This window comes from Deinococcus carri (assembly GCF_039545055.1).
Taxonomy (GTDB): Bacteria; Deinococcota; Deinococci; order Deinococcales; family Deinococcaceae; genus Deinococcus; species Deinococcus carri.
Window position 1 is genome coordinate 63,658 of sequence record NZ_BAABRP010000011.1, and the last position, 20,779, is coordinate 84,436.

A 20,779-nucleotide genomic window follows, 5' to 3' on the forward strand; every position below is an offset into this window, starting at 1 on the left:
GGAAAAGAACCCCTCTCCCCTTGCTTCGCAAGGCCCTCTCCCCTTGCGGGAGAGGGTCAAAAAATGACGCCATCTTTACGTCAAATGCTCATGTCACCTGTCCTGTTCTCCCGCCCACCCCGGGGCGGCGCTCGGTTACATTGCCGCATGTCCTGAGCGGCAACGCCACTGCGCGCCGCCCTTATGCCGTGTTCTCACCCCGTTCGTCCCAGGAGGTCTCGCTTGCCCCTTACCGCCCCCCCGCCCGTTCACCCCGACTTCCCCGCCGAGGAGCAACACCTCGCGGGCACCATCCAGGCCTTTTTGCGGCAGATCGAGGCCTGGGAGGACCGCGACCGGAATGTCGGGGCCGACCTGGAAACGAGCCTGACCCTGGCCGACACCGCCGAGGAGCTGGCCGCCATGCTCTCCGTCCACGTGCCGGCCCCCTACTTCGGCAGCCTGAGGGTCCGTATCGCGGGGCGCGAACAACTGCTGTACGTGGGCAAGCATGCCTTCCGGGACCTGAAAGGCCCCCACACCGTCGTCTCCTGGGAGTCGGACGTGGGCAGCCTCTTTTATTCCGATGTGCTGGCCTGGGAGGCGAGAAAGGGCCTGACGGGCACCGTGCGCCGCCGCCGTCAGCTCGACGTGCAGGCGAAGAAACTGCACCGGCTGACCGACCTGTACGACGATGAGGCCGGGGGGGATACCGGGGGCCGCGAGCAGGTGCTGCTGGCCCGCCTCTCGGAAGCCTCGACCGCCGCCATGCGCGACGTCGTGGAGACGCTGCAACCCGAGCAGAACGGGGCCATGCGCGCCCCGGCAGGAGTCCACACGCTGATTCAGGGCGCGGCGGGGTCGGGCAAGACCACCATCGGCTTTCACCGCCTGGCCTGGCTGATGCACCCGGACCGCAGGGAACACCGCGCCGCGCCGGAGTCCATGCTGGTCCTGATGCCGAACCGGGTGCTGGCGAGCTACGCGGCCCGCGTCCTGCCCGGCCTGAACCTCGGAGGAGTCACCGTCACCACGCCGGAGGCCTGGGCCACCGGGTTTCTCGGCGTCGAGAAGATGGAGGTCGTGGACCGCACCCTGACGCTGCTCCTCACCGACCGGGACAACGAGCGGCGTAAGGCGGCGTGGCGCAGGGCCAAGGCGCTGGGGGACCGGCGGATGTTCCAGGTGGTGCGCAACCATCTGGCCGACCGGCTGCGGGCCAACCTGGGTTCCCTGACCTTCCAGACGACCGTGCAGGTGGGGCACGAGGCGCGCACCCTGACGCTGGACCAGGCCACGCTGCGCCGCCTGCTGGACGAGGTGCTGGACCGCGCCCCCCTGGAGGGCTACCGCGCGGCCCTGCGCGCAGCCCTGGAGGACGAGCTGGTGGCCCGCGCCAACCCGCCCGGCGAGGACGGGGAGGCGGCGCTGCGCCGGACCCTGGCCGCCGAGTTGACCCGGTTCGTCGGCCGGGTGGTGGGGAACATCCTGCCGGTAAGTGAGGGGCGGCGCATCATCACCGACGAGGCGACGCTGCGCCGGGCCGCCCAGGGGGTGCTCGACGAGCGCGCCGTGCGCCTCCTGCTGAGTGACCCCCTGACGGCCATTCCGAAGCCCCGCCGCTCGCACGCCGACGTGACCGAGCTGCCCCTGATGCTGGCCGTGGCCGCCCTGCTGGACGGCGTGGGCCGCCGGGTGGGCCGGGCGCTGGAACCCTATGACCACATCGCGCTCGACGAGGCCCAGGACTACAGCCCGCTGCTGTACGTCCTGCTGGCCCGCGCGGCCCGCCCCGGCCACCTCACCGCCCTGGGCGACCTGAACCAGGGGCTGCACGGCTACAAGGGGCCGAACAACTGGGGGGACGTGCAGGCGGCCCTGGGTGGGGAGAGCCGCACCCGGTTGATGACCCTGGGGCGGACCTACCGCAGCACCCGCCAGATCACGGCCCTGGGGGCACAGATTGCGGCGACCTACAACCGCGCGGGCGGTGTGGTGGGCGTGGACCGCGATGGGGGAGAGGTCCTGCGCCTGACCGGGGGCAGCCTGGCCGAACTGACCGCGCAGGCCGTGAAGACCATGCAGGCCCAGGGCCACCGCAACATCGCTATCGTGACCCGCCGGGTAACGGACGCCGAACGGCTGGTGCCCGAGTTGCAGCGGCACGACGTGGACGCGCAGCCCATTCTCTCGGAGCAGGCCCGGTACACCGGGGGCGTGGTGATTCTCCCGGTGAACCTCGCCAAGGGGCTGGAGTTCGACGGCTGCATCGTGGCGGGCGCGGACGCCGCGAACTACGACCCACAGACGGAATTCGAGTCCCGGCTCCTGTACGTCGCCGCCTCGCGCGGCCTGCACCTGCTCGCGCTGGTCGCGGAACGGGAACTGCACCCGCTGCTGACGGCTGAGAGGGATTCCGGGTGAGCAGTTAGGCCATCACGGCGAAACCCGACGGGAAGGAGAGGGAAGGAGGACGGATTCCAGAATCGAGTGCTCCGGGATTAAGTTGATTCGCTGACATCAAGATGGCTTGCCTGCCCCATCTCCCCCTGCTGCGCAAGGCCCTCTCCCGCAAGGGGAGAGGGTCAAAAAACGGGGCCATCTTTACGACAAATGCTCTACAGCAGCTTGTCGATGGTGATCGGCAGGTCGCGCACGCGCTTCCCGGTCGCGTGATAGACCGCGTTGGCGATGGCGGCGGCTGTGCCGACGATGCCCAGCTCGCCCACGCCACGCGCGCCCAGGGCGCTGGCGCGGGTGTCGGGCACGTCGAGCATCAGCACCTCGAGCTCCCCGACATCGGCGTTGATGGGCACCAGATACTCCGCGAGGTCGTCGTTCAGGACCAGGCCGGTGGCCGGGTCCACGTCGGTCTGTTCATGCAGGGCCATGCCGATGCCCCAGATGATGCCCCCGCTGAGCTGGCTCTCGGCCGTCTTGCGGTTCAGCACCCGCCCGAAGTCGAAGGCCCCCACCACCCGCGACACCCGCGGCGTCATGAAGTCGGGGTCCAGGCGCACCTCCACGAACACCGCGCCGAAGGAGTGCCGGGCGTACCCCGCGGCGTCCGCCCCCACCGAGGCGTTCTGGGCGTCCATCATCCCGTCCAGTTGCTCGCGTTTGCCGCCGATGGGCAGCACCTCGCGGTAGACCTCGATACGGTTGCGGCCCGCGCGGGCCAGGATGTCCTGGAACGTCTCACCGCGCGAGGGGTCCTCCTGCACGAAGAGGCGGCCTCCCCGCGCGGTCAGGTCATGCGGGTTCAGGCCGTGCAGTGGCGACTGTTCATCCCCGGTGGCGAGCAGCGCGAGTTCCTGCCGCGCGGCCAGCGAGGCCGCCATCACCACGTCACCTACGCTGGACGCCGTGCGCGAGCCGCCCGAGTAGGCGTTCTTGGGGTAGTTGGTGTCGCCCAGCAGCACCTTGACGCAGTTGGGGGCCACGCCGAAGCCGTCGGAGGCGATCTGGGTCAGGATGGTGTAGGTGCCGGTGCCGATGTCGTGCGACCCCGCCTCGATCTCGGCGCGGCCGTCCTCAAAAATGCGGGCGCGGGCGGTGGCGGGGCTGGCGTAGACCGGGTAGGTGACGGTCGCCATGCCCCAGCCCAGCCGCGTCTCGCCGTCGCGCATGCTGCCCGGTTCCGGGTTGCGTTTCTCCCAGCCGAACTTCTCGGCGGCCTGCTCGTAACACTCGCGCAGATGCTTGCTGCTGTAGGGGTGGCCGCTTTTGGGGTCCGTCTCGGCGTAGTTGCGCCGCCGCAGTTCCAGCGGGTCGAGGCCGACCGCGTACGCCAGCTCGTCCACCAGGCTCTCCAGCCCGAAGGACCCGCTCGCCTCACCGGGGGCGCGCATCATGATGCCCTCGCCCGCGTGGGTGCGCCGCAGCGTCTGCGACACCTGCATGTTCGGCACGTCGTACAGCATCTCGGTGACGTGGCTGACCGACTCGACGAAGTCGCCGTTCATCCCCGCCTGGGTGTCGGCGTGCAGGGAGATGGAGGTGATCTTGCCGTCCTTTGTTGCGCCCAGTTTATATTGCTGGACGGTGGCGGGCCGGTAGCCCACGCCCGCGAACTCCTGCGCCCGCGTGCGCGACAGCTTGACCGGGCGCTTCACCAGTTTGGCTGCCAGGGCCGCCAGCGGCAGGTGCGACCACGTCGCCGCCTTGCTGCCGAAGCCCCCGCCGATATAGGGCGACACCACCCGCACCTGCTCCGGCTCCAGCCCGAAGTGATGCGCCAGCGTGTGCTGCGGGGCCAGAATCCACTGGCTCGGCTCGTACACCGTGAGGTGCGTCTCGCTTTCCCACAGGGCGAGGGTGGCGTGCAGTTCCAGCGGGTTGTGGTTTTCCTGCGGCGTGGTGTAGGTGAGGTCGAGCTGTACCTCTGCGGCCTGGTACGCCTGTTCGGCATCCCCGCGCTCATATGCCTCGTCCTCCACCGGCTTCTGGAGGTCCGCCCGCCCGCTGTGCAGGCTGCCTTGCAGCGTGCCGACGAACGGTTCCTCATCGTATTCCACCTCGACCAGCAGGGCCGCGTGCTGCGCCACCTCCAGCGAGTCGGCCACCACGACGGCCACGACCTGCCCGCGCTGCTCGATTCTGTCGGTCTGGAGGGGCAGCAGGGCCGTGCCCGAGGTGCTCCCTGGGTAGGGCTGCTCCACCGGACGGAGCTGCACGCCCTCCGACTCGTAGGTGAGGACCGCCAGCACGCCCGGCACCGCGCAGGCCGCCTGCGTGCCGATGCGCCGCACCCGACCGCTGGCGATGGAGGACGTGACCAGCACGGCGTGGGCGACGTTGGGCAGCTCGAACTCGGCGGCGTAGGTGGCGTGGCCCGTTACCTTGTCGGGGCCGTCCACCCGGTTCATGCGCCGTCCGATGGCTCCGCCGGGAACCTTCAGGGGGGCAGGTTTGGTGCCGGTCATGCTTTCTCCTCGTTCCTCGTGACCTGCTCTAGGGCACGCACGATGACGTTCCGTGCCAGCCCCACCTTGTAGGCGTTCTGCGCCAGGGGCCGCGCATCCTTCAGGGCGATCCGGGCCGCCTGCTCGAAGGCCTGCCGGGTCGCGGGCTGGCCTCTGAGGGCCTCCTCTGCCTCCCAGGCGCGCCAGGGCACCGTGCCGACACCGCCCAGGGCAATCCGCACGTCGCGCACGTTGTCGCCGTCGAGGTCCACCGCGACCGCCGCCGAGGCCAGCGCGAAGGAGTACGACTCCCGCTCGCGCACCTTGAGATAGGTGCTGTTGACTGCCCAGGGCAGGGCGGGCAGGTTCAGGGCCACGATTAGCTCGCCTTCCCGGAGGTCATGTTCGACGTCGGGGTGGGTGCCCGGCTTCAGCAGGAAGTCGGTCAGCGCCACCTCGCGCTCGCCCTGCGGGCCGTGCAGGGTGAGGGTGCAGTCCAGCGCGGCCAGCGGCACCGCCGCGTCGGAGGCGTGGGTGGCGATGCAGCACTCCGAGGTGCCCAGAATCGCCTGCTTGCGGTTTTCGCCCTTGATGGCCCCGCAGCCGCTGCCGGGGTCGCGCTTGTTGCAGCTCGGGAAGGCCAGATCGCGGAAGTAGGGACAACGGGTGCGCTGCATGACATTGCCGGACATGGACGCCATGTTGCGAATCTGCTGCGAGGCCCCGGCGCGGATGGCCTCCGCCAGCAGCGGATACCGCTGCCGCACCAGCGGATGCTCGGCCACGGCGGTATTGCTGGCGAGCGCGCCGATCCGCAGCCCGCCCCCCACGTCCTCGACCTCACGCAGAGGCAGCCGGGTGATGTCCGTGACGCGCTCCGGGCGCTCCACGTCCAGCCGCATCAGGTCGATCAGGGTGGTGCCGCCCGCCAGGTAGCGGCCGCCCAGCGCCAGGGCCTGGGCCTCGTCGCCCGCCCGGCGGTAGTCAAAGGGCCGCACGTTCACCTTCCCCGGCTGCGCCCTGGGCCGCCACGCTCTGAATCGCTTTCACGATCTGCGGGTACGCGGCGCAGCGGCAGATGTTGCCGCTCATGAAGTCCTTGAGGTCCGCCTCGTCGCGGCTGTGCCCGGTTTCCAAGCAGGCGACGGCCGACATGATCTGCCCAGGCGTGCAGTAGCCGCACTGGAAGGCGTCGTGTTCGATAAAGGCCTGCTGCACCGGGTGCAGGGCGTCACCGTCCGCCAGCCCCTCGATGGTGGTCACCGAGCGCCCCTCCAGCGTGGCGGTCAGCGTCAGGCACGACAGCACTGCCTCGCCGTCGACAAAGACGGTGCAGGCCCCGCACTGCCCGTGGTTGCAGCCCTTCTTGCTGCCAGTCAGCCCCAGCCGCTCGCGCAGCACGTCCAGCAGCGTGGCCTGGGACGGCACCTGCACCTCGCGCGCCTCGCCGTTCACGTACAGCGAGACGCTCAACTCCGGCCCGCTGGCCGCATTCCCCATCGTCGTCATGCTTCCTCCTGCTCGCGGTGAGAAGGGAAGGCGGGCAAGCCGCCCAGCGTTCCTGCCGGCTTCCCCCTGCCTTGCGCCCCACCCCGAAGATGCCGGGGTCCAGCGTAGGGTTCGCCAGGAGGCCGCGGTCCAGGCCAGCCTTCACATCCTCGTAATCTGCTGCTGATTCCGGGGAATCAACGCCATTTCGGGGAAGAGGGGAGAGGACGAACCTCCAACAGACGAAGTGCCGCTTGTTACAAAATTGGACGACGCGTTGTGCAAAGTTGTACAGTACCTGAGGAGGTGAAGCATGACCGGCCTAAGCCGTGCCGCGCCTGACCATTCTTTCTTTGCCGCACTGACGAACGTGTCCCTGCCGGAAGGGCAGATTGCCCCGGTCCTGAGCGGGGAGGCTCCCGTTCCCAGCGGGGCCTACACCATGCAGGTGATCACGCGCCAGCTCAAGCAACTGCTGGGCCTGAATCAGGACGAGAGTGCCCGGCTGCTCGGCGTCAGCCGGGGCACGGTCATCAAGGCCGCCCCGCCGACGGGGGACGTGCTGGACCGGCTGTACATGCTCTCCGACCGCTTCCAGATCATGCAGGACCTGCTGGGCGACCAGGCCGACGACTGGTTCCTGCACCCCAACCCGGTGTTGGGAGGCGCGCGGCCCATCGACAAGCTCCGGACCCGTCACGGCCAGGCCCAGCTCGACGATCTGATTCAGGCCCTGCTCGACGGCAACTTCGCTTGAATGCCTACCGCATCGTGCATGAGCGTGCCCTGCACCAATCCGGCGGCCGTCCCCTGATCACGCAGGGCGCGACCGGGCGCTGGAATTCCCAGGGGGTCCGCATCACCTATCTGGCCGAGCATCCCGCGCTCGCCGGGCTGGAGATGCTGAATTACGTCGGGCCGTTTCGCAGCGTGCGCGGCTACCAGTTGTATGCCGTCGCCATCCCGGAGACGGCCATAGAGCGCGCCCCCGAGACCCTGGATGTCCACGACCACGCCCAGACGCGGCCCTTTGGAGACGCCTGGGTGCAGTCCGGGCGCAGCCTCGCCCTGCTGGTGCCCAGTGCGGCGGCCCCTCACAGCTTCAACGTGCTGCTCAACCAGCAGCATCCCGATTTCCTGGCCTTGCAGCCCCTCCCGCTCGGCCCCTATACCTACGACGAACGCATCGCGGCCCTGGTAGAGCGGTAACTCAAGCTTCTTAACCCTGGGGGGAGGTCCGGCCTGCCCGCTCCTCTTCACGGCCTACACTTTCAGCATTTCCCTTTTTCAAGGGTGGCGTGCGGCCTCCCCCGGTTGGACCCGTCTGCTGGCCTGGAGTGTGACTGGAGCCGCCCTGCTCGCGGTGCGCGTCCGGCACCGGCAGGAGCGGCACGATCGCCTGACGCGCCTGCCTCGCCGTGAGGGCTTCGAGCAGGCCCTGGGCCGCTCCCGGCGTTCGGGGACCCTCGCCCTCGTCGCTGTCAACCGTCTCAAACTGCTCAACGCACAGCAGGGCTGGAAGGCGGGCGACCAGCTCCTGCGCGAGGTGGCCCAGGCCCTGAGCGCCGCACTGCCACCGGGTAGCCTGCTGGCGCGCTGGAGCGGTGACGAGTTCCTCGCCTTCGTGCCCGGAAGCGAGTTCCACGTCGTCGACCAGATCCTGGGCCGCCTTCAGAGCAGGCTGCCGTCGGCCTTTGCCGGGCAGCCCGCGTTCGTCTTCGGTCTGGCGACCCTGCACAGCCCCGAGGCGTTCAAGCATGCCCTGAACGAGGTGGATCACGAGGTCTACCTGGACAAGGGTGAGGGTGAGGTTTCGGCCCAGACGCTGGGCGAGGAACGTGGGCTGTTCGAGTTCGCGCTGCAACTGGCCCAGATGGATGACCCCGAGGCCATCATTCGCCAGGGGCTGCCCCTGGCGCGCGAGTTGCTGCACTTCGAGGCCGCCGCCCACTACACGATCGAGGGCCATGACATCACGGCGTGCGCCCTGGACCATGACCCGGCCGTGCCGTTGCCCCAGGGGGCCACAGAACTCCCGATTCATATCAGTGGCCTGGCGGAGCGCGCCCTCCGGGAGCACCGCACGGTGATCAGCGTGGACGCGCCCAACGACCCGGAGGCCACCGGCATCTGGACCCTGATGAAGGTCCAGAGCGCCATGGTCGCGCCGGTCGAGATCAGCGGCCAGCCTCTGGGCCTGCTGTGGATGGGGCAGCTCACGGGGCACAAGGCCTTGCCGGTGCGGGCGCAGCATGTCCTCGAACTCGCCGCGTTGCGCCTCGCCCACGCGCTGGAACTGCGTGAAAAGACCCAGGCCCTGCGGCGCACCCTCGAAGGCGGCCTGCTCGGTCTCGGCGTCGCCCTCGAAGCGCGTGACCTCGAATCCTACGGTCATACCCAGCGCGTCGTGGATGCCAGCGTCCGGTTGGGCCGCGCCCTCGGGCTGGACCCGCTGGCCCTCGACGAACTCCGTCAGGGGGCCTATCTCCACGACATCGGCAAACTCTCGATTCCCGACCGCATCCTGCTCAAACCCGGTCGGCTTGAGCCGGACGAGTGGCACATCATGCAGGGACACGCCGCCGCCGGTGCCTCCATCGCCGCCCACATCCCGCAGCTCTCGCCCAGGGCGCTGGACGTGATCCGGTCTCACCACGAGCGTTGGGACGGCACGGGGTATCCGTCGCGTCTGGCGGGGGAGGAGATTCCGCTGGCGGCCCGCATCTTCACGGTGTGCGACGTGTACGACGCGCTGACCAGTGAGCGGCCCTACAAGGCGGCGTGGACGCCGGAAGAGGCGCGGGCGGAAATCGCGGCCCAGGCGGGGCGGCAGTTTGACCCGCAGGTTGTCCGCGCGTTTCTGGAGGTGGACGAGCCGATCCGCACTGCCTGGGATGACCAGGACGGCTAGGACACGCAGGGGAACGCTGCCGGGGGACGAGGATTTCCGGGCCTGACGTATGTTCGCTGGGTTCTGGCACCTGAACACCTGTGAGGTCCCTTTCTCCAGTGGGTGGCTGCTCTGGGGAGACCTCGCCTCGAGCATCGGAGCGAGGTGGGACTTGGGAGAGCGGAAGAGGTGGAAGAGGTCCCGCAAGGCGTTCAGGCAGCCCTCCGGTTGCCAGGGAGCTGGACCGCAATGGCCTCCAGCTCGCGCAGGATGGGGCTATGGCACTTCTCTGGCACATCCCCTCGGCGTCTGCTCTGTAGGTACCTTGCTGCTCCCGCAATAAAAGCGCCCACCCGAAGGCGGGCTGAAACCAGGTCTGGGTCGTGCCTGCGATGCCGTTGTTCAGGTTTCAATCCACAGCCCACCCGAAGGCAGGCTGAAACGCATCGGGAGCATCCCCTACGAGACGGCGGTGCTGTTTCAATCCACAGCCCACCCGAAGGCAGGCTGAAACGGAATGCTCGCGCCTGTACGTCACGCCGTCCACCTGTTTCAATCTCCAACCCTGGATCTCTCAACGGGTTTGCTGAGGCGGGGGCCTGTCTGCTGTGTCAGACGGCCTTTCGAGGGGTGGCGAACCTGCCCGCTTGCGGGCGTCGCAGTACGTTCGCGCGGGTTACAGAATCAGCGGCTCGCTGAAGTCCGTGTACCGGTCCAGGCCGTACGACTCCACGAACTTCTCGCGAGGCTGGCGCAGGCGGTAGATGCAAACGCTATCCTCGGTCACGTCCATGGCCTGGAGGAGCCGCTCGCGCAGGGCGAGCAGTTGAACCTCGGTGACGCTGACCTCGAAGACGCTGTTCTGAACCCGTTGCCCGTGGGCCACGCAGATTCTGGCGACGCGGCGCAGGCGTTTGCGGCCCGCTTCCGTCAAAGTCGAGACGTCGTAGGTGATGAGCAGGTCAATCATGCGCGCCTCAGCGGTGCAGGTAGGGCGGGTAGTGGGGGCGGTCGCCGCGCAGATGCTGGGCCAGGAGGCGGGCCTGGACATGCGGAATCAGGCCAATGGGCGTCTTGCGGGCGGTAAGGGGGTGCGTGACCTCCTCCTTCTTGCGTTCCTGAAGGTGGGCCAGGATGGTCTTTCGGGCATCTTCCTTGATGGTGACGGTGTTGCCCTCGTGCAGCACGAAGTCGCGCGGCGTGAGCTACTGGCGGTTGATGAGGGTGAGGATGGCCCGGTCCGCCACGGCGGCGCGGAACTCCTCCATCAGGTCGAGGGCGAGGCTGGCACGTCCGGGGCGCAGGGCGTGCAGAAAGCCCACCTGTGGGTTGAGGCCGACGCCCTGGCAGGCGCTGGCGCAGTCGTTGGCGAGGACTGTGTAGACGAAGTTGAGGGCCGCGTTGATGGGGTCCCGCGCGGGGCGGCGGGTGCGCTCACGCAGCCAGAAGAAGTCGCGGTTCTGCCGCAGCATCAGCGAAAAGGCGTCCCAGTAGGCACGGGCAGCCGTGCCCTCGATGCCGCGCACCTCGTCCACCGTGGCGGCCAGGGGCAGGCAGCCAATCTGCCCGTTGATGTCCCGCGCGGCCTGGCGGAGCAGGAGGGCGTCATCCTCTGCGGCCTCCCGCGCCGCGCGCAGCAGGGTCGTCTTCTGGTTCTGGAGCTTGCCCGCCGCGACATACCGGGCGACGGCCAGCGTCCGGGCTGGGTCGCCCGCGCAGCCGTGCTGGGCCACCCGCAGCAGCACGTTGCCGCTGACAGGGGTCTCGGTACGGGCGGTGAACATGCCCCATTCGGTCAGCCAGGTTACGGGCTTGTGCTGCCGCCCCAGCTTCTGAATCAGGTATGGGCTGAGCAGCACGTTCCCGAACACCACGATGCCCTCCACGTGGTGCAGCGGAATCATCGCCTTCTTCTCGCGCTCCACCTCCACGCGGATGTTGTCGGTGTCCAGGTGCAGGTAGCTGCCCTGCGTCTGGATATACAGCAGATGCCTCACGGCTGTTCCCTCATGGCTACCCCCTCGGCTCGTCCAGCCGGGTGGAGAAGGGGTCGTACCCGGCGGGAAAGTCGCGCGGCGCGAACGGCTCGCACTCGTCGAAGAGACTGCACAACGGGCAGCGGTCATCGGCGGCGGGCGGGGGCAGCACACGCGAACGCAGCAGCTCGCGCACGCCATCGCGGGCATCCAGCACGGCCTGCCGGAGTTCGGGCGTAAAGCTCACCTCGCGCCTTTTGCGGCTGGCGACGTGGTAGATGAAGCCCTCCGGAATGTCTACACCGAACATCTCCTCCAGGCAGAGGGCCTGGGCGCAAAGCTGCACCTCGTCCGCCAGGCGTGGCTTGGCCCGCCCGGACTTGTACTCGACGGGCCGGGGCGAGCCGTCCGGCAGGACCTCCACCACGTCGGCCACCCCCGCAAGGCCGTGTCGGCGGGACACCAGGGGCAGCGCCCGCAGCGTCCGGGTGCCGCCGCGCTCCTCGCTGCCACCGCTGTGCGCCCGTTCATGCTGCTGGCTGCCGCGTGCGGTCTGGCTGTTTTCCGCCCAGACCTGCTCCACGTGAATCAGGGCGCACTGGCGCGGGCAGAACACGAAATGTTGCAGTGCCGAGAGGGGAATGGGGTCATCCATACGGACCTCCTGAAGCGGGCAGGCCGGGCATGGGAACCCGGCCTGGAGGAGCATCTATTCGTCCAGTCGCGTGAACGTGATGCCCTGCGGCAGTCTGCCGGGGTCCACCTCTACCGGCGCGTAATCCTCGAAGCTACGGGCAACCGTCACGTCCTCCCGGCGCTTCGGCTTCACCAGGTCAAGGAGTTTGTGCGCGGGTGCATTCCCCAGCGGTGACGAGTGACTGAACACGTACAGGCCCCGGCAGGCGGTCAGGCCGCGCGAGGCGCTGCGGTCCAGGTCCCACATGTTCACCAGCGCCTGCCACAGCACGTCCAGGTCTTCATCGCTAAAGCCGGTGTCCTTGGCGAAGGCGGGCACATAGAACCCGTGTGCCACGTAGAGACCGTAGGGAATGTAGGCTTTGCGGCCCATCGTGCCATGCGTAGAAAATCCCTCGCCCTCGTCAGATTGCGTGGTCTTCTCACCTGCCTTAGTAAGAGCAACACGAGTAATTGCTGCATCTAAACCAAGAATCGGGTCCACGCTGCGGGCAAAAGTCAACTGGACGGGGCCGCGCACCTGGCCTGCATTTGCTTCTTTGCCCGTCATGACAGCGCCGAAAGTGCGAACATCGTAAAAATTGTCACACATTCATCTTCTGACTCCCGGCGCTTCAACATTCTCTTTTGGCTTAACCCCTAAATCCTTGTATGCTCGCAGATTTCGTTCATTCAGAATCGCGCCCTGTTGCACGTAAATCTTGTAGGACTCCTTGCCCCCCTTCAGCGCGTCCACGTAGTTGCGAACCTTGCGCTTGAGGGCCACGTCGGTCACGATGCCCAGGCCTGTCTCGGGGTCCACGCGGGGCAAGTTTCCGGCGTCCGGGTCGCCGTTGGGGTTGCCGTTGGTCACGTCGAACAGAAGAACGAAGTCGTGGCGGTTGGCGGCGTCGAGGTGGGGCTTCACGGGGTCGGTCATTGGTCTTCTCCTTCGCTGGGGTCGGTGTCGGGGGTCTGGTCGCTGGCGGCCTTGGCTTCCCTGGCGGCCTTGCCCTCGCGGATGCCTTCGCTGACGTGGGCGCGCTGGTGGTAGTAACCCAGGGCGAACAGCGCCTGCTGCGCGGTGGTCAGGGGCTTGGCGGGGATGTCGTGCAGGCGGGTCATCACGTTTTCCAGTTCGTCCTGCTTGAGCCTGTAGACGCCCGGCTTTTCCTTGCGGAGCTTTTGCAGGTGCGCCTGCGACCCCTGAATCAGGCGGCCCACCACGGCATAGGGCGTGGTGCTCATGGAGCCGTAGAAGCGGTCCACCAGCGTGGTGTTTGCCCGCATCACGCTGCTTTGAATGTCGTCCAGCACGGCCAGCAGGCGGCCCAGGTGGTAGGCGGGTTCGGGTTGATTCGGGTTGAGGGCGTCGAGTGAATCCTTATCCATGTCCAACTCCTTCCAGTCGCGGGAGAGCAGCACCATCTTGGTCAGCACGGCGCGGGGCCGGGTCACGCGGTACTCGTCGGCGCGGTTGCGGGCGGCGAGGCGCACCAGGAACGATTGCGGCAGCGGTCTTCCCGTCAGCGCGAACTGCACCAGGGCATCCACATCCGGCGCGGTGTGTTCCTTGTTGATGTCGCGGTACATGCTGCTGACGAGGGTACGGAGGTCGTACAGCCTGCCCTCGTCCTTCTCGTTGACGGCCACCAGCGTCTGCGCGGCGAAATAGTTGCCCAGGCGAAACACGGCGTCCTGCACCGTGCTGGTCAGGTGCGTCCTCACAGCAATACGGCTGCCGCTGGGCGTCATCCCCACCGCGAAAAAGGCCGCGCCGGGTTTCAGGCCAGGCTGCTGTCCTGTAAAGATGCCCCAGAGCGTCTGCCGCACCTCTTCGGGGCGCTGTTTCTTCTCGCGCTTGACCTGAAAGGTAAAACGGCCCTTCAGCACCTGCTCTGGCTCTTTGAGGGCCGGGCCAACCAGTGGGACCGCCCCCTCGCCCGTCCAGAAGGCGTAGGTGACGCCACCGATTTTGAGCGAGGTGTCCGGGTCGGCCAGCAGGCGGTTAAGGCCGTTGGCATACTGCTCGGCGGCCTCAAACTTGACGGGGGCAATCCGCGAAGCCTCCAGGCCATAGGACTCGAACGCCTGCGCGTTGGCGCTAATGAAGTTCATTCCGGAAGTCTGTCCGCCCTGAATGCCCTTGATTTTGACGGGTTCGCGGTCCATCACCGGGCCGACTTCACCCGTAATCAGGCACTCGGCGCGGAAGCCTTCGCCGCCCGAGTCCTCGCCGCCCTGCGCGAACTGCGCAGCCCAGAATTGCTGGACCTCCCGCAACTCCAGCGGGTTCACGCCGTCCACCGTGAACATCACGTTGGTATCGGGGGCAAAATCGGGGAAGTCGGCCAGATGCTCGGCCTGGAAGCGTTCGGGGTCGTGACTGCCCAGGAAGCGGGCGACGGCCTGCACGCTGGGCTGCCGGGTGGCCTCGGCACAAGCCTGAACGAGGGCCTTGAAGGCGTCATGGCGCTTGGCCGTGTTCTTGTCGTTTTCCTTCTTGGCAAAGCCCAGAACGTACTCGGCGTTGTCCATCAGGAGGCGCGGTTTGATGCCCACTGTCCGCACCAGATTGGGCGCGGGCAGCGGCTTGCCCAAGTCCTTGCCCTTGGTCTTGCCGCTCGTGCGGGGCTGCACGTCCCTCACTGTCCCGTCGGCATTCAGGCGCACTTCCCAGCGCACGTTTTGCAGGGCGTACATAAAGGGCATCTCGCCCTCGCCCGCCTGCTCGCCGGCCGGGACAGGCTTTTTGCCCTCCTGCCGCATCCTCAGCTCGTAGTCGCGCAGTTGCGAGAGCAGGCTCATCCCTTCACCTCCCCGTACAGATGCACGGGCACGCGCAGGATGCCGCCGTCCGTCAGCGCCGCGTCGAAGAAGCGTGGCGTGGCGTTGCCCTCCACCCACCACGCGCCTTCCGTGCCGTGCTGGCGGTATTTCAGGCGGCCTTTTTGGGCCTGCTGGAACTCCATATCGAAGAGCATCCGGCCCAGGTCCAGCCGGCCCGCCCGCTCGGCGTACTCACCGCCCAGTTGCCGCACGATGTTGGCGGGCTGCTCGGTGCCATCAGGGGGCGAGAAAAACGCGCCGAATTCGCGGTTGCCCAGGTAGGGCTGGTGAAAGGCCTGTCCCTTCTCGGCGCGGCGCAGGAACATTTCCCGGTACTTCTGCAAGGGGTCTTTGGCGTGCGGTTGCAGCACCATCTCGGCGCGGATGAGGTACGCCACGTCCTTCAGCACCAGCGCGTGCCGCTGGGCGCGGTCCTCCTCGGCAAAGAAGCCGCCCCCGCTGGCCGCCCAGCCTCTCGCCGCCCGCTCGGAAGCCAGCGTGTTCACCTCATTCCGCAGGATGCTATAGCGTTTGACCTCCTTCAGCACCACGATTTCGCGCACCTGCCACTGGAACTCGGGCTTCCAAAAAATGCTTTCCAGTACGCCCCGCGCCGCCGAAGGGGTCATCACGTCGTAGCTGACGCGCTCGGCTTTGTTCTCGGGACGGGTGAAGCAGGCGTAGTCACTCCAGACTTTCAGCTCTAGCACATGGTTCCTCCTTGCAAGGGGGTGGGGCGATGGGGGCTACAGCGTCGTGAACAGGTCATCGGCCATCTCGGGGACAATGCCCAGCTTGTCGTCGTACTTCGCGGTGGGCGGCCACTGCCTGACCTTCGGCGGCTCCACGCCGAGCCAATCCGCCCGTTGCTTTAGCTCCGGCACGTCGGCCAGCAGATGCCTCAGCTGGTCGGCCTGGTGCGCGTAGATGTTGACCGTGTACTGCTGCAAAGCCCGCCAGGCGTCCTGCCGCTCGCGCTTGCTGTGGCTGCCTTGCAGGGTCGCCAGCAGGGCGTCCACCCGCGCCCCCTCGTAACCGCGAATGATGACGGGCAGCATGTCCCCCTCAATCATCTGGAAGGCGTCGGCCACCTGCGTGAAGTACAGCCCCGCGTGGGCGGCAAAAAAGTCCTTCTCCCCGCCTAGAATCTTGACCTTCGGCGCGGTGCTCACGTTGCTGTAGACCTTGCTGAAATACGGCGCGAAGATGGCCGGGTCGTGCAGGTTCGGCTCGCCTTTCAGAAGGCTGGCAGCTAGACGCTCGCGCACCTCGTAATCCCCCCGGGGCATCTTGTGGTCTTCGGGGCGGAAGACGACAACCTGCCCGGCCTCCAGCTTTCCCTCGCGGTTGCAGCGGCCCGCCGCCTGCACGATGGCCTCCAGCGGCCCCAGCGCACGGTAGACGCGGGGGAAGTCCACGTCGATGCCCGCCTCAATCAGTTGGGTGGAGACGACGCGGCAGGGCAGCCCCCCGGCCAGCCGCTCCCGAATCCGCGCCAGCTCGCGCTTACGGTGTGCCGGGCACATGCCCGTGCTGAGGTGAAAGTTCGCCTCGTCCTCTCCCAGCAGGCCGTAGAGGTCGCGCGCATGCTGGCGGGTGTTGACGATACACAGCACCTGTTCCTGCTCGCTCAGCTCGGCGGCGAGGGTGGGCCACGGGGTCGGCTCCGTCAGCCGGAACTCGTAGTTCACGCGCCGGAGTTCATCGAAGTAGCGGGCGGCGTCGGGCACCAGGTCGCGGACGCCCTTCAGGCTGGGAAAGCCCAGCGATTCGTCCAGCGCGGGCTGGGTGGCGGTACACAGCACCACGCTGCACCCGCCGTACCGCACCAGAAATTGCAGGGCGTCCAGCACGGGCCGCAGCAGGTGCGCGGGGAGGCTCTGCGCCTCGTCCAGCACGATGACGCTGCCGGTCAGGTTGTGCAGTCGCCGGAGTTGCGCCGTGCGCGTGCCGAACAGCGTTTCCTGAAACAGCCGCACGGTGGTCGTGACGATGACGGGCGCGTCCCAGTTCTCGGTCGCCAGTTCGGAGGCGCTGGTCTGGTGTTCCTGCCCTTCCTCGCGTTCCTTCACTTCCAGGTTGCTGTGATGTTCCAGCACCTTGAACTCGCCTTCCCGTTCCAGCACCCCGCGGAACACCTTCGCGGTCTGGTCGATGATGGTGGTGAAGGGGACGGCATAGACCACCCGGCGCAGGCCATGCACCCGCGCGTGTTCCAGCGCAAACGCGAGCGAGGTCAGGGTCTTGCCGCCGCCGGTCGGCAGGGTGAGCCGGAAGAAGCCGGGGGGCAGCACTGCCCGTTCCAGGGCCTGCGCGTACATCTCGCGGCGCAGGGCGTTGATGGGCTGCGGATGGCGGGCGTCCTCGGCGGCTTTGCGGTCCTGCTCGGCCTGGAGGCGGGAAAAGAGGAGCGCCATCTCGTCCTGTTCGGCGGCATGGCATTCACGCAACTTCGCCTTGCCGGGGCTGCCGTGTTCCTCGGTGTCCAGGCGGTCGGCATCCACCAGCGCGCCCAGCAGGAAGCGAATCAGGAAGGCGCGTTCGGTGTCCGCCAGCGGCAGGGCGGGCAGATCGGCGTTGTACAGGTCTATCAGCTCCGGGAACTCGTCCCCCGCTAGTTCCAGCAGGGCGAACACCTCGTCCGGGTCGGTCTCGGCCAGCCTTGTTTCCAGGGCGTCCACGTCCCGCAGCCGCCCGTGATGGTTGGCGATGACGAGGGGCAGTTCGTTGCCTGCTTCTCGGTCGGCGTCCATGCGAACGCTCATGACCTTCGCTCCCGCGTCGCTGTGAGGCACCGCTTTTTCCCCGAACTGTTGCGGTTGCCTGGTCTGCGGATTCCAACCCAGACGGTACTTCTGGAAGTCCCCGCGGTACTTGCCCAGGTCGTGCAGGTAGCCGGTAAGCCGCGCGTAGGGCCGCAGTTCCGGCACATTCCCCGGCAGGGTGAGATACCGCACGTGATGTTCCAGGCGGCGCGTGACCCCCTCCACGTGGTCCCTGAGCGTCTGCCACTCGGAGTTTTCCCGGCTGGGGCTGTGGCCCATATAACGGTTTCTGGTCATGTTCTCCTCTCCCGCCGATTGCCCGCACGCCTCCCGCAGTTCGGCCAGCCAGTGGGTACGAATGTCCGGCGGCCCCAGCACGTCTACACGCGGCCCCCAACTCAGAATCCAGGGCATGACCTCGCGCGGGAGGCCGCTGCCGTCAAGGGGAGCCTGCACCGAGGCCAGCACGCTGCCGTCGGGTTGGCGGCTGGGGGTATCCAGATGGGCGTACCCACCTTCCAGAATGCGGTAGGCGGCATCGGCACGGAAACGCAGCTCGATTCTCACCGTTTTGTTGCCCTGCGCACCCACCACGCCCCAGGCGGAGCGGAAAAAGGCGGTGGGGTCGAAGCTGTCGGGAATGCGGTAGCGCTCGCCGGGAATGGATTGCAGGCCCCGCATCCGCGAGAGCTTGAAAGTCCGCACGTCGCGGTGAAAGCTGGTTTCCAGGCCGACCACGTACAGGTCGAGGTTCTGGGGATGCGCCTCTATCAGGTACGTCTCGATGATGTTGGTGCGCCACTGCCCGCTGCCGCCGGGCTTCTGGTACTCGAAACGCAGCGGGGAGGCGTCCATCCAGGCCTGCGAGACCTTTTCGAGGTTCATGTCCTCGCGGCTGCGGCGGTGCCCCACGTCCTTCAGGCTGCGGTTCACCACGGGCTGAAGATGCTCGGGAAGCCACTTCGTCAACTGCTGGAGGGCCTGCCGGTGGTACAGCGCCTGACCCGACGCCCGGTGGTAGGTGAGCCGGGCCGCGGCGTGCAGCGCCAGCAGTTCCACCGGATGCAGCGAACTGCGCTGGGTGTGGATGCGGTAGCGCGGCGGCCTGCCGGACAAGGCCTCGAAGTCGGGTTCGAGGCGGGCGAGGTCATTCAGGTCGCGCTGCACCGCGCGCTCGATGCCGCTCCAGCCTGGCCCACCGACGGACGCCGTGGGGTAGAAGTTCCGGGCGATGTCCCGCACACTGCGCGGCCCCTCCCGCAGCAGGGCCGCCAGGCGAAACAGACGCTCACATTTGGTCAAGGATTCAGGCGCACCGGGGACGGGCATGACCGTAGCGTGTGCCGGGGGTGTCGCCTATCTGTTACTCAGGCAATTTACCGAGAAAGATATACAGGAAACCTGAGTCAGATGGAGTCATTGCGCCACTGCACCACCCACTCGTCCAGCAGACCCTCACAGAAGGTGTCGGTCCGTCCGGGGGGTGGGGTGACGAGTGTCCATTCGACTTCCTTCGAGAGGGTTAGCAGGCTGCCCCCCGACTGCACGGCCCCCGGCCACGCCAGCACTTCGCGCAGGGCGGCCACCACCTTGCTGAGGGCCTGCCGCTGTCGCCGGGGCGTCGTGCCGGGCAGCGTGACGCCCTCCAGCACACGCTCCACCGAGGCCTGCCCCCCATGCAACAGGAGGAACGCCAGCAGCGACGCTTCCGGGCGGGTGGGCGGGAGCGGCACGTCCACGCCATTCATGCTCAGGCGCACCGGGCCGTCGGTCGTCACGGTCGCGGTCCAGGGGGGGGGCTGGCCTGGCAGACCCAGCGGCGCGAACAGTTCGGGAAAGGCCCAGGCTTCCTGCCGCGTCCAGGTATGGTTGAGGTCCAGGTCCTGGAGTTCGGCCAGCACATCGCCTTCCCCGGCCCGCCGCCGCAGTTCGGCCCGCACCACTTGGGCGCGCCAGGTGTCCTTGATCGTCTCGGCCCGCACCTGTGCGAGGCAGGCCCGCGCGCCCGCCGGGTCGCCTGCCAGGAGGCGCAGGGCTGCCAGATCCGCGTACAGCGGATGCGGCTGCCCCTCCAGTGCCTCCTCGTAGGCGAGGGCGTCGTGCAGCAGGCTCAACGCCTCGTCGAGTTCGCCCCGCAGGCGGTGGACATTGGCCTGCGCGCGCAGGGCCATGCGGCGGTCCCCCCAGAACTCGGCCTTGCGGTGCGCCTCACTGTACGCATGGGCGGCCCGCGCGAGCTGCCCCTGTTGCAGGTACAGCCCCCCCAGCCCCTGCCACGCCGCCGAGAGTGACGCCCGTCCCTCGGGATGCTCGCCCCAGCGCACTGCCTCCCGCAGGGCACGCTCGGCCGCCCCCAGGTCCCCCAGCCGCAGGCAGGAAATGCCCAGGTTCGCCTGCACCAGCGTCTGTGCCCAGGGGTCCCCCCGCAAGTCGGGTACCGCCCGCGCCAGGGCGTCCCGCGCAGCCGCCTCCTGCTTCACGTTGATGAGGTGGCAGGCCAGTTCCAGGTGCAGCAGCCCCCGGTCACGCCGTCCCGAAGCCTGCCGCGCCTCCTCGAATGCGGCAGGCCAGGCCGGGTCGTCCAGGGCGGCCAGGGCACAGGCGTGGAAACGCGCGGCCACCGCTCGGTCGGCTCCGTCCAGCCGTGCCTGAGCCGCCCAGTCCCGCGTAACCGCCCAGTCGGGTTTCAGGGAGGCCCGGAACGCCTCGAAGGCGGGAAAACCGCCAGGGAGTGCGTCCAGCACCTCGCCCAGCAGGGTCAGGTCGCCGCTGCGGTAGGCCGTCCAGGCCAGGGCGTGGGGCCACTCTCCTGCACCCCGTTGCTGGGGCGGCAGGTGGGAGAGAACCACCTCGCGCAGTTGCTTTCCACCCGCACGGGAAGTCACCTCCTGCGCCGCGCGGCGCACGTGCAGGGACGCTGCCTGCCATTCCTGCGCGGCCAGCAGCGTCCCGATGTGGGCGAGCAACTCCGGGAACGTCACCCGCCCAGTCTACGCACTACCCACCAATCGGACGGATGGGGTCTTCGAGGGGCACGGCGGCCCCCCCAGGCACCCCTGGAAGCGCCGACGCGAGCGTTCCTGCCCCCCAGACCAACACCAGAACCAGCAGCAGTTTTTTCATGGCAAACCCCTTCCTGCCCAGCAGCGGTTTTTCCGCTGTGGGACGGTGTGAACGCCGCTTTCGGCGTCACGCTGGAAGGGTGCAGCCCGTGCCCGACACTGGCTGTCGGGCAATCTGGGCGGCACGTGGCAGCGGCGCGAACCCCATGCG

At 67.9% G+C, this 20,779-nt stretch carries 16 protein-coding genes and 1 pseudogene; 4 read left to right on the plus strand and 13 right to left on the minus strand.

Annotation, left to right across the window (positions count from 1 at the left end):
- Positions 1-183 precede the first annotated feature (183 nt).
- Entirely contained in the window at positions 184-2,403 is a 2,220-nt protein-coding gene (locus tag ABEA67_RS13420) for a HelD family protein (RefSeq protein ID WP_425557200.1), read from the plus strand.
- 194 nt (positions 2,404-2,597) lie between these two features.
- On the opposite strand, the gene ABEA67_RS13425 is transcribed toward ABEA67_RS13420, so the two are convergent.
- The 3 genes from ABEA67_RS13425 to ABEA67_RS13435 are packed head-to-tail and all read right to left on the minus strand — an operon-like array spanning position 2,598 to position 6,392.
- Positions 2,598-4,904 carry a xanthine dehydrogenase family protein molybdopterin-binding subunit gene (locus ABEA67_RS13425; protein WP_345465998.1) on the minus strand — a complete coding sequence of 769 codons (2,307 nt, stop codon included), beginning with the start codon at positions 4,902-4,904 and terminating at the stop codon, positions 2,598-2,600.
- Positions 4,901-5,881, minus strand: coding sequence for an FAD binding domain-containing protein (locus tag ABEA67_RS13430; RefSeq protein WP_345466001.1), 981 nt, complete (start codon positions 5,879-5,881; stop codon positions 4,901-4,903). Before ABEA67_RS13430 ends, ABEA67_RS13425 begins: the two co-directional genes overlap by 4 nt.
- Positions 5,868-6,392, minus strand: coding sequence for a (2Fe-2S)-binding protein (locus ABEA67_RS13435; RefSeq protein WP_345466003.1), 525 nt, complete (start codon positions 6,390-6,392; stop codon positions 5,868-5,870). The genes ABEA67_RS13430 and ABEA67_RS13435 overlap by 14 nt, the downstream gene beginning before the upstream one ends.
- A gap of 292 nt (positions 6,393-6,684) precedes the next feature.
- Here ABEA67_RS13435 and ABEA67_RS13440 point away from each other — a divergent pair, with 292 nt between their 5' ends.
- The 3 genes from ABEA67_RS13440 to ABEA67_RS13450 all read left to right on the plus strand — a co-directional run bounded on the left by ABEA67_RS13440 (position 6,685) and on the right by ABEA67_RS13450 (position 9,282).
- Complete coding sequence (locus ABEA67_RS13440; RefSeq protein WP_345466005.1) at positions 6,685-7,128, plus strand: antitoxin Xre/MbcA/ParS toxin-binding domain-containing protein; 444 nt, start codon at positions 6,685-6,687, stop codon at positions 7,126-7,128.
- On the plus strand, positions 7,125-7,580 hold the full coding sequence (locus tag ABEA67_RS13445; RefSeq protein ID WP_345466007.1) for an RES family NAD+ phosphorylase: 456 nt from the start codon (positions 7,125-7,127) through the stop codon (positions 7,578-7,580). Before ABEA67_RS13440 ends, ABEA67_RS13445 begins: the two co-directional genes overlap by 4 nt.
- Before the next feature lie 130 nt (positions 7,581-7,710).
- Positions 7,711-9,282: an HD domain-containing phosphohydrolase gene (locus tag ABEA67_RS13450; RefSeq protein WP_345466009.1), complete on the plus strand. Its 1,572-nt coding sequence runs from the start codon at positions 7,711-7,713 to the stop codon at positions 9,280-9,282.
- Between the two features lie 655 nt (positions 9,283-9,937).
- Here ABEA67_RS13450 and cas2 read toward each other — a convergent pair.
- The 10 genes and pseudogenes from cas2 to ABEA67_RS13500 form a co-directional block, all read right to left on the minus strand.
- The gene (gene cas2, locus ABEA67_RS13455) at positions 9,938-10,231 is read right to left on the minus strand and encodes a CRISPR-associated endonuclease Cas2 (RefSeq protein ID WP_345466012.1); all 294 of its coding nucleotides are present in this window, start codon (positions 10,229-10,231) and stop codon (positions 9,938-9,940) included.
- 7 nt (positions 10,232-10,238) lie between these two features.
- Positions 10,239-10,448 (minus strand): hypothetical protein, encoded by a 210-nt coding sequence (locus ABEA67_RS13460; RefSeq protein WP_345466015.1) that lies wholly within the window; start codon positions 10,446-10,448, stop codon positions 10,239-10,241.
- 18 nt (positions 10,449-10,466) lie between these two features.
- Positions 10,467-11,258, minus strand: coding sequence for a CRISPR-associated endonuclease Cas1 (gene cas1, locus ABEA67_RS13465; protein WP_345466017.1), 792 nt, complete (start codon positions 11,256-11,258; stop codon positions 10,467-10,469).
- Between the two features lie 16 nt (positions 11,259-11,274).
- Complete coding sequence (gene cas4 / locus ABEA67_RS13470) at positions 11,275-11,892, minus strand: CRISPR-associated protein Cas4 (RefSeq protein ID WP_345466019.1); 618 nt, start codon at positions 11,890-11,892, stop codon at positions 11,275-11,277.
- A 54-nt stretch (positions 11,893-11,946) separates the two neighbouring features.
- A pseudogene (cas7c, locus tag ABEA67_RS13475) lies at positions 11,947-12,852 on the minus strand (type I-C CRISPR-associated protein Cas7/Csd2).
- Positions 12,849-14,720: a type I-C CRISPR-associated protein Cas8c/Csd1 gene (gene cas8c / locus ABEA67_RS13480; protein ID WP_345466021.1), complete on the minus strand. Its 1,872-nt coding sequence runs from the start codon at positions 14,718-14,720 to the stop codon at positions 12,849-12,851. Before cas8c ends, cas7c begins: the two are co-directional and overlap by 4 nt.
- Complete coding sequence (cas5c, locus tag ABEA67_RS13485) at positions 14,717-15,451, minus strand: type I-C CRISPR-associated protein Cas5c (RefSeq protein ID WP_345466024.1); 735 nt, start codon at positions 15,449-15,451, stop codon at positions 14,717-14,719. Before cas5c ends, cas8c begins: the two co-directional genes overlap by 4 nt.
- 36 nt (positions 15,452-15,487) lie before the next feature.
- Complete coding sequence (locus ABEA67_RS13490) at positions 15,488-18,808, minus strand: CRISPR-associated endonuclease Cas3'' (RefSeq protein WP_345466026.1); 3,321 nt, start codon at positions 18,806-18,808, stop codon at positions 15,488-15,490.
- A gap of 104 nt (positions 18,809-18,912) precedes the next feature.
- Positions 18,913-20,487 (minus strand): hypothetical protein, encoded by a 1,575-nt coding sequence (locus ABEA67_RS13495; protein ID WP_345466029.1) that lies wholly within the window; start codon positions 20,485-20,487, stop codon positions 18,913-18,915.
- A gap of 16 nt (positions 20,488-20,503) precedes the next feature.
- Entirely contained in the window at positions 20,504-20,629 is a 126-nt protein-coding gene (locus tag ABEA67_RS13500; protein ID WP_345466031.1) for a hypothetical protein, read from the minus strand.
- Positions 20,630-20,779 lie beyond the last annotated feature (150 nt).

Coding starts and splice junctions, on each gene's coding strand:
- ABEA67_RS13420 (WP_425557200.1), top strand. CDS start 184: ATGCCGTGTTCTCACCCCGTTCGTCCCAGGAGGTCTCGCTTGCCCCTT.
- ABEA67_RS13425 (WP_345465998.1), bottom strand. CDS start 4,904: ATGACCGGCACCAAACCTGCCCCCCTGAAGGTTCCCGGCGGAGCCATC.
- ABEA67_RS13435 (WP_345466003.1), bottom strand. CDS start 6,392: ATGACGACGATGGGGAATGCGGCCAGCGGGCCGGAGTTGAGCGTCTCG.
- ABEA67_RS13440 (WP_345466005.1), top strand. CDS start 6,685: ATGACCGGCCTAAGCCGTGCCGCGCCTGACCATTCTTTCTTTGCCGCA.
- cas2 (WP_345466012.1), bottom strand. CDS start 10,231: ATGATTGACCTGCTCATCACCTACGACGTCTCGACTTTGACGGAAGCG.
- cas4 (WP_345466019.1), bottom strand. CDS start 11,892: ATGGATGACCCCATTCCCCTCTCGGCACTGCAACATTTCGTGTTCTGC.
- cas8c (WP_345466021.1), bottom strand. CDS start 14,720: ATGAGCCTGCTCTCGCAACTGCGCGACTACGAGCTGAGGATGCGGCAG.
- ABEA67_RS13500 (WP_345466031.1), bottom strand. CDS start 20,629: ATGAAAAAACTGCTGCTGGTTCTGGTGTTGGTCTGGGGGGCAGGAACG.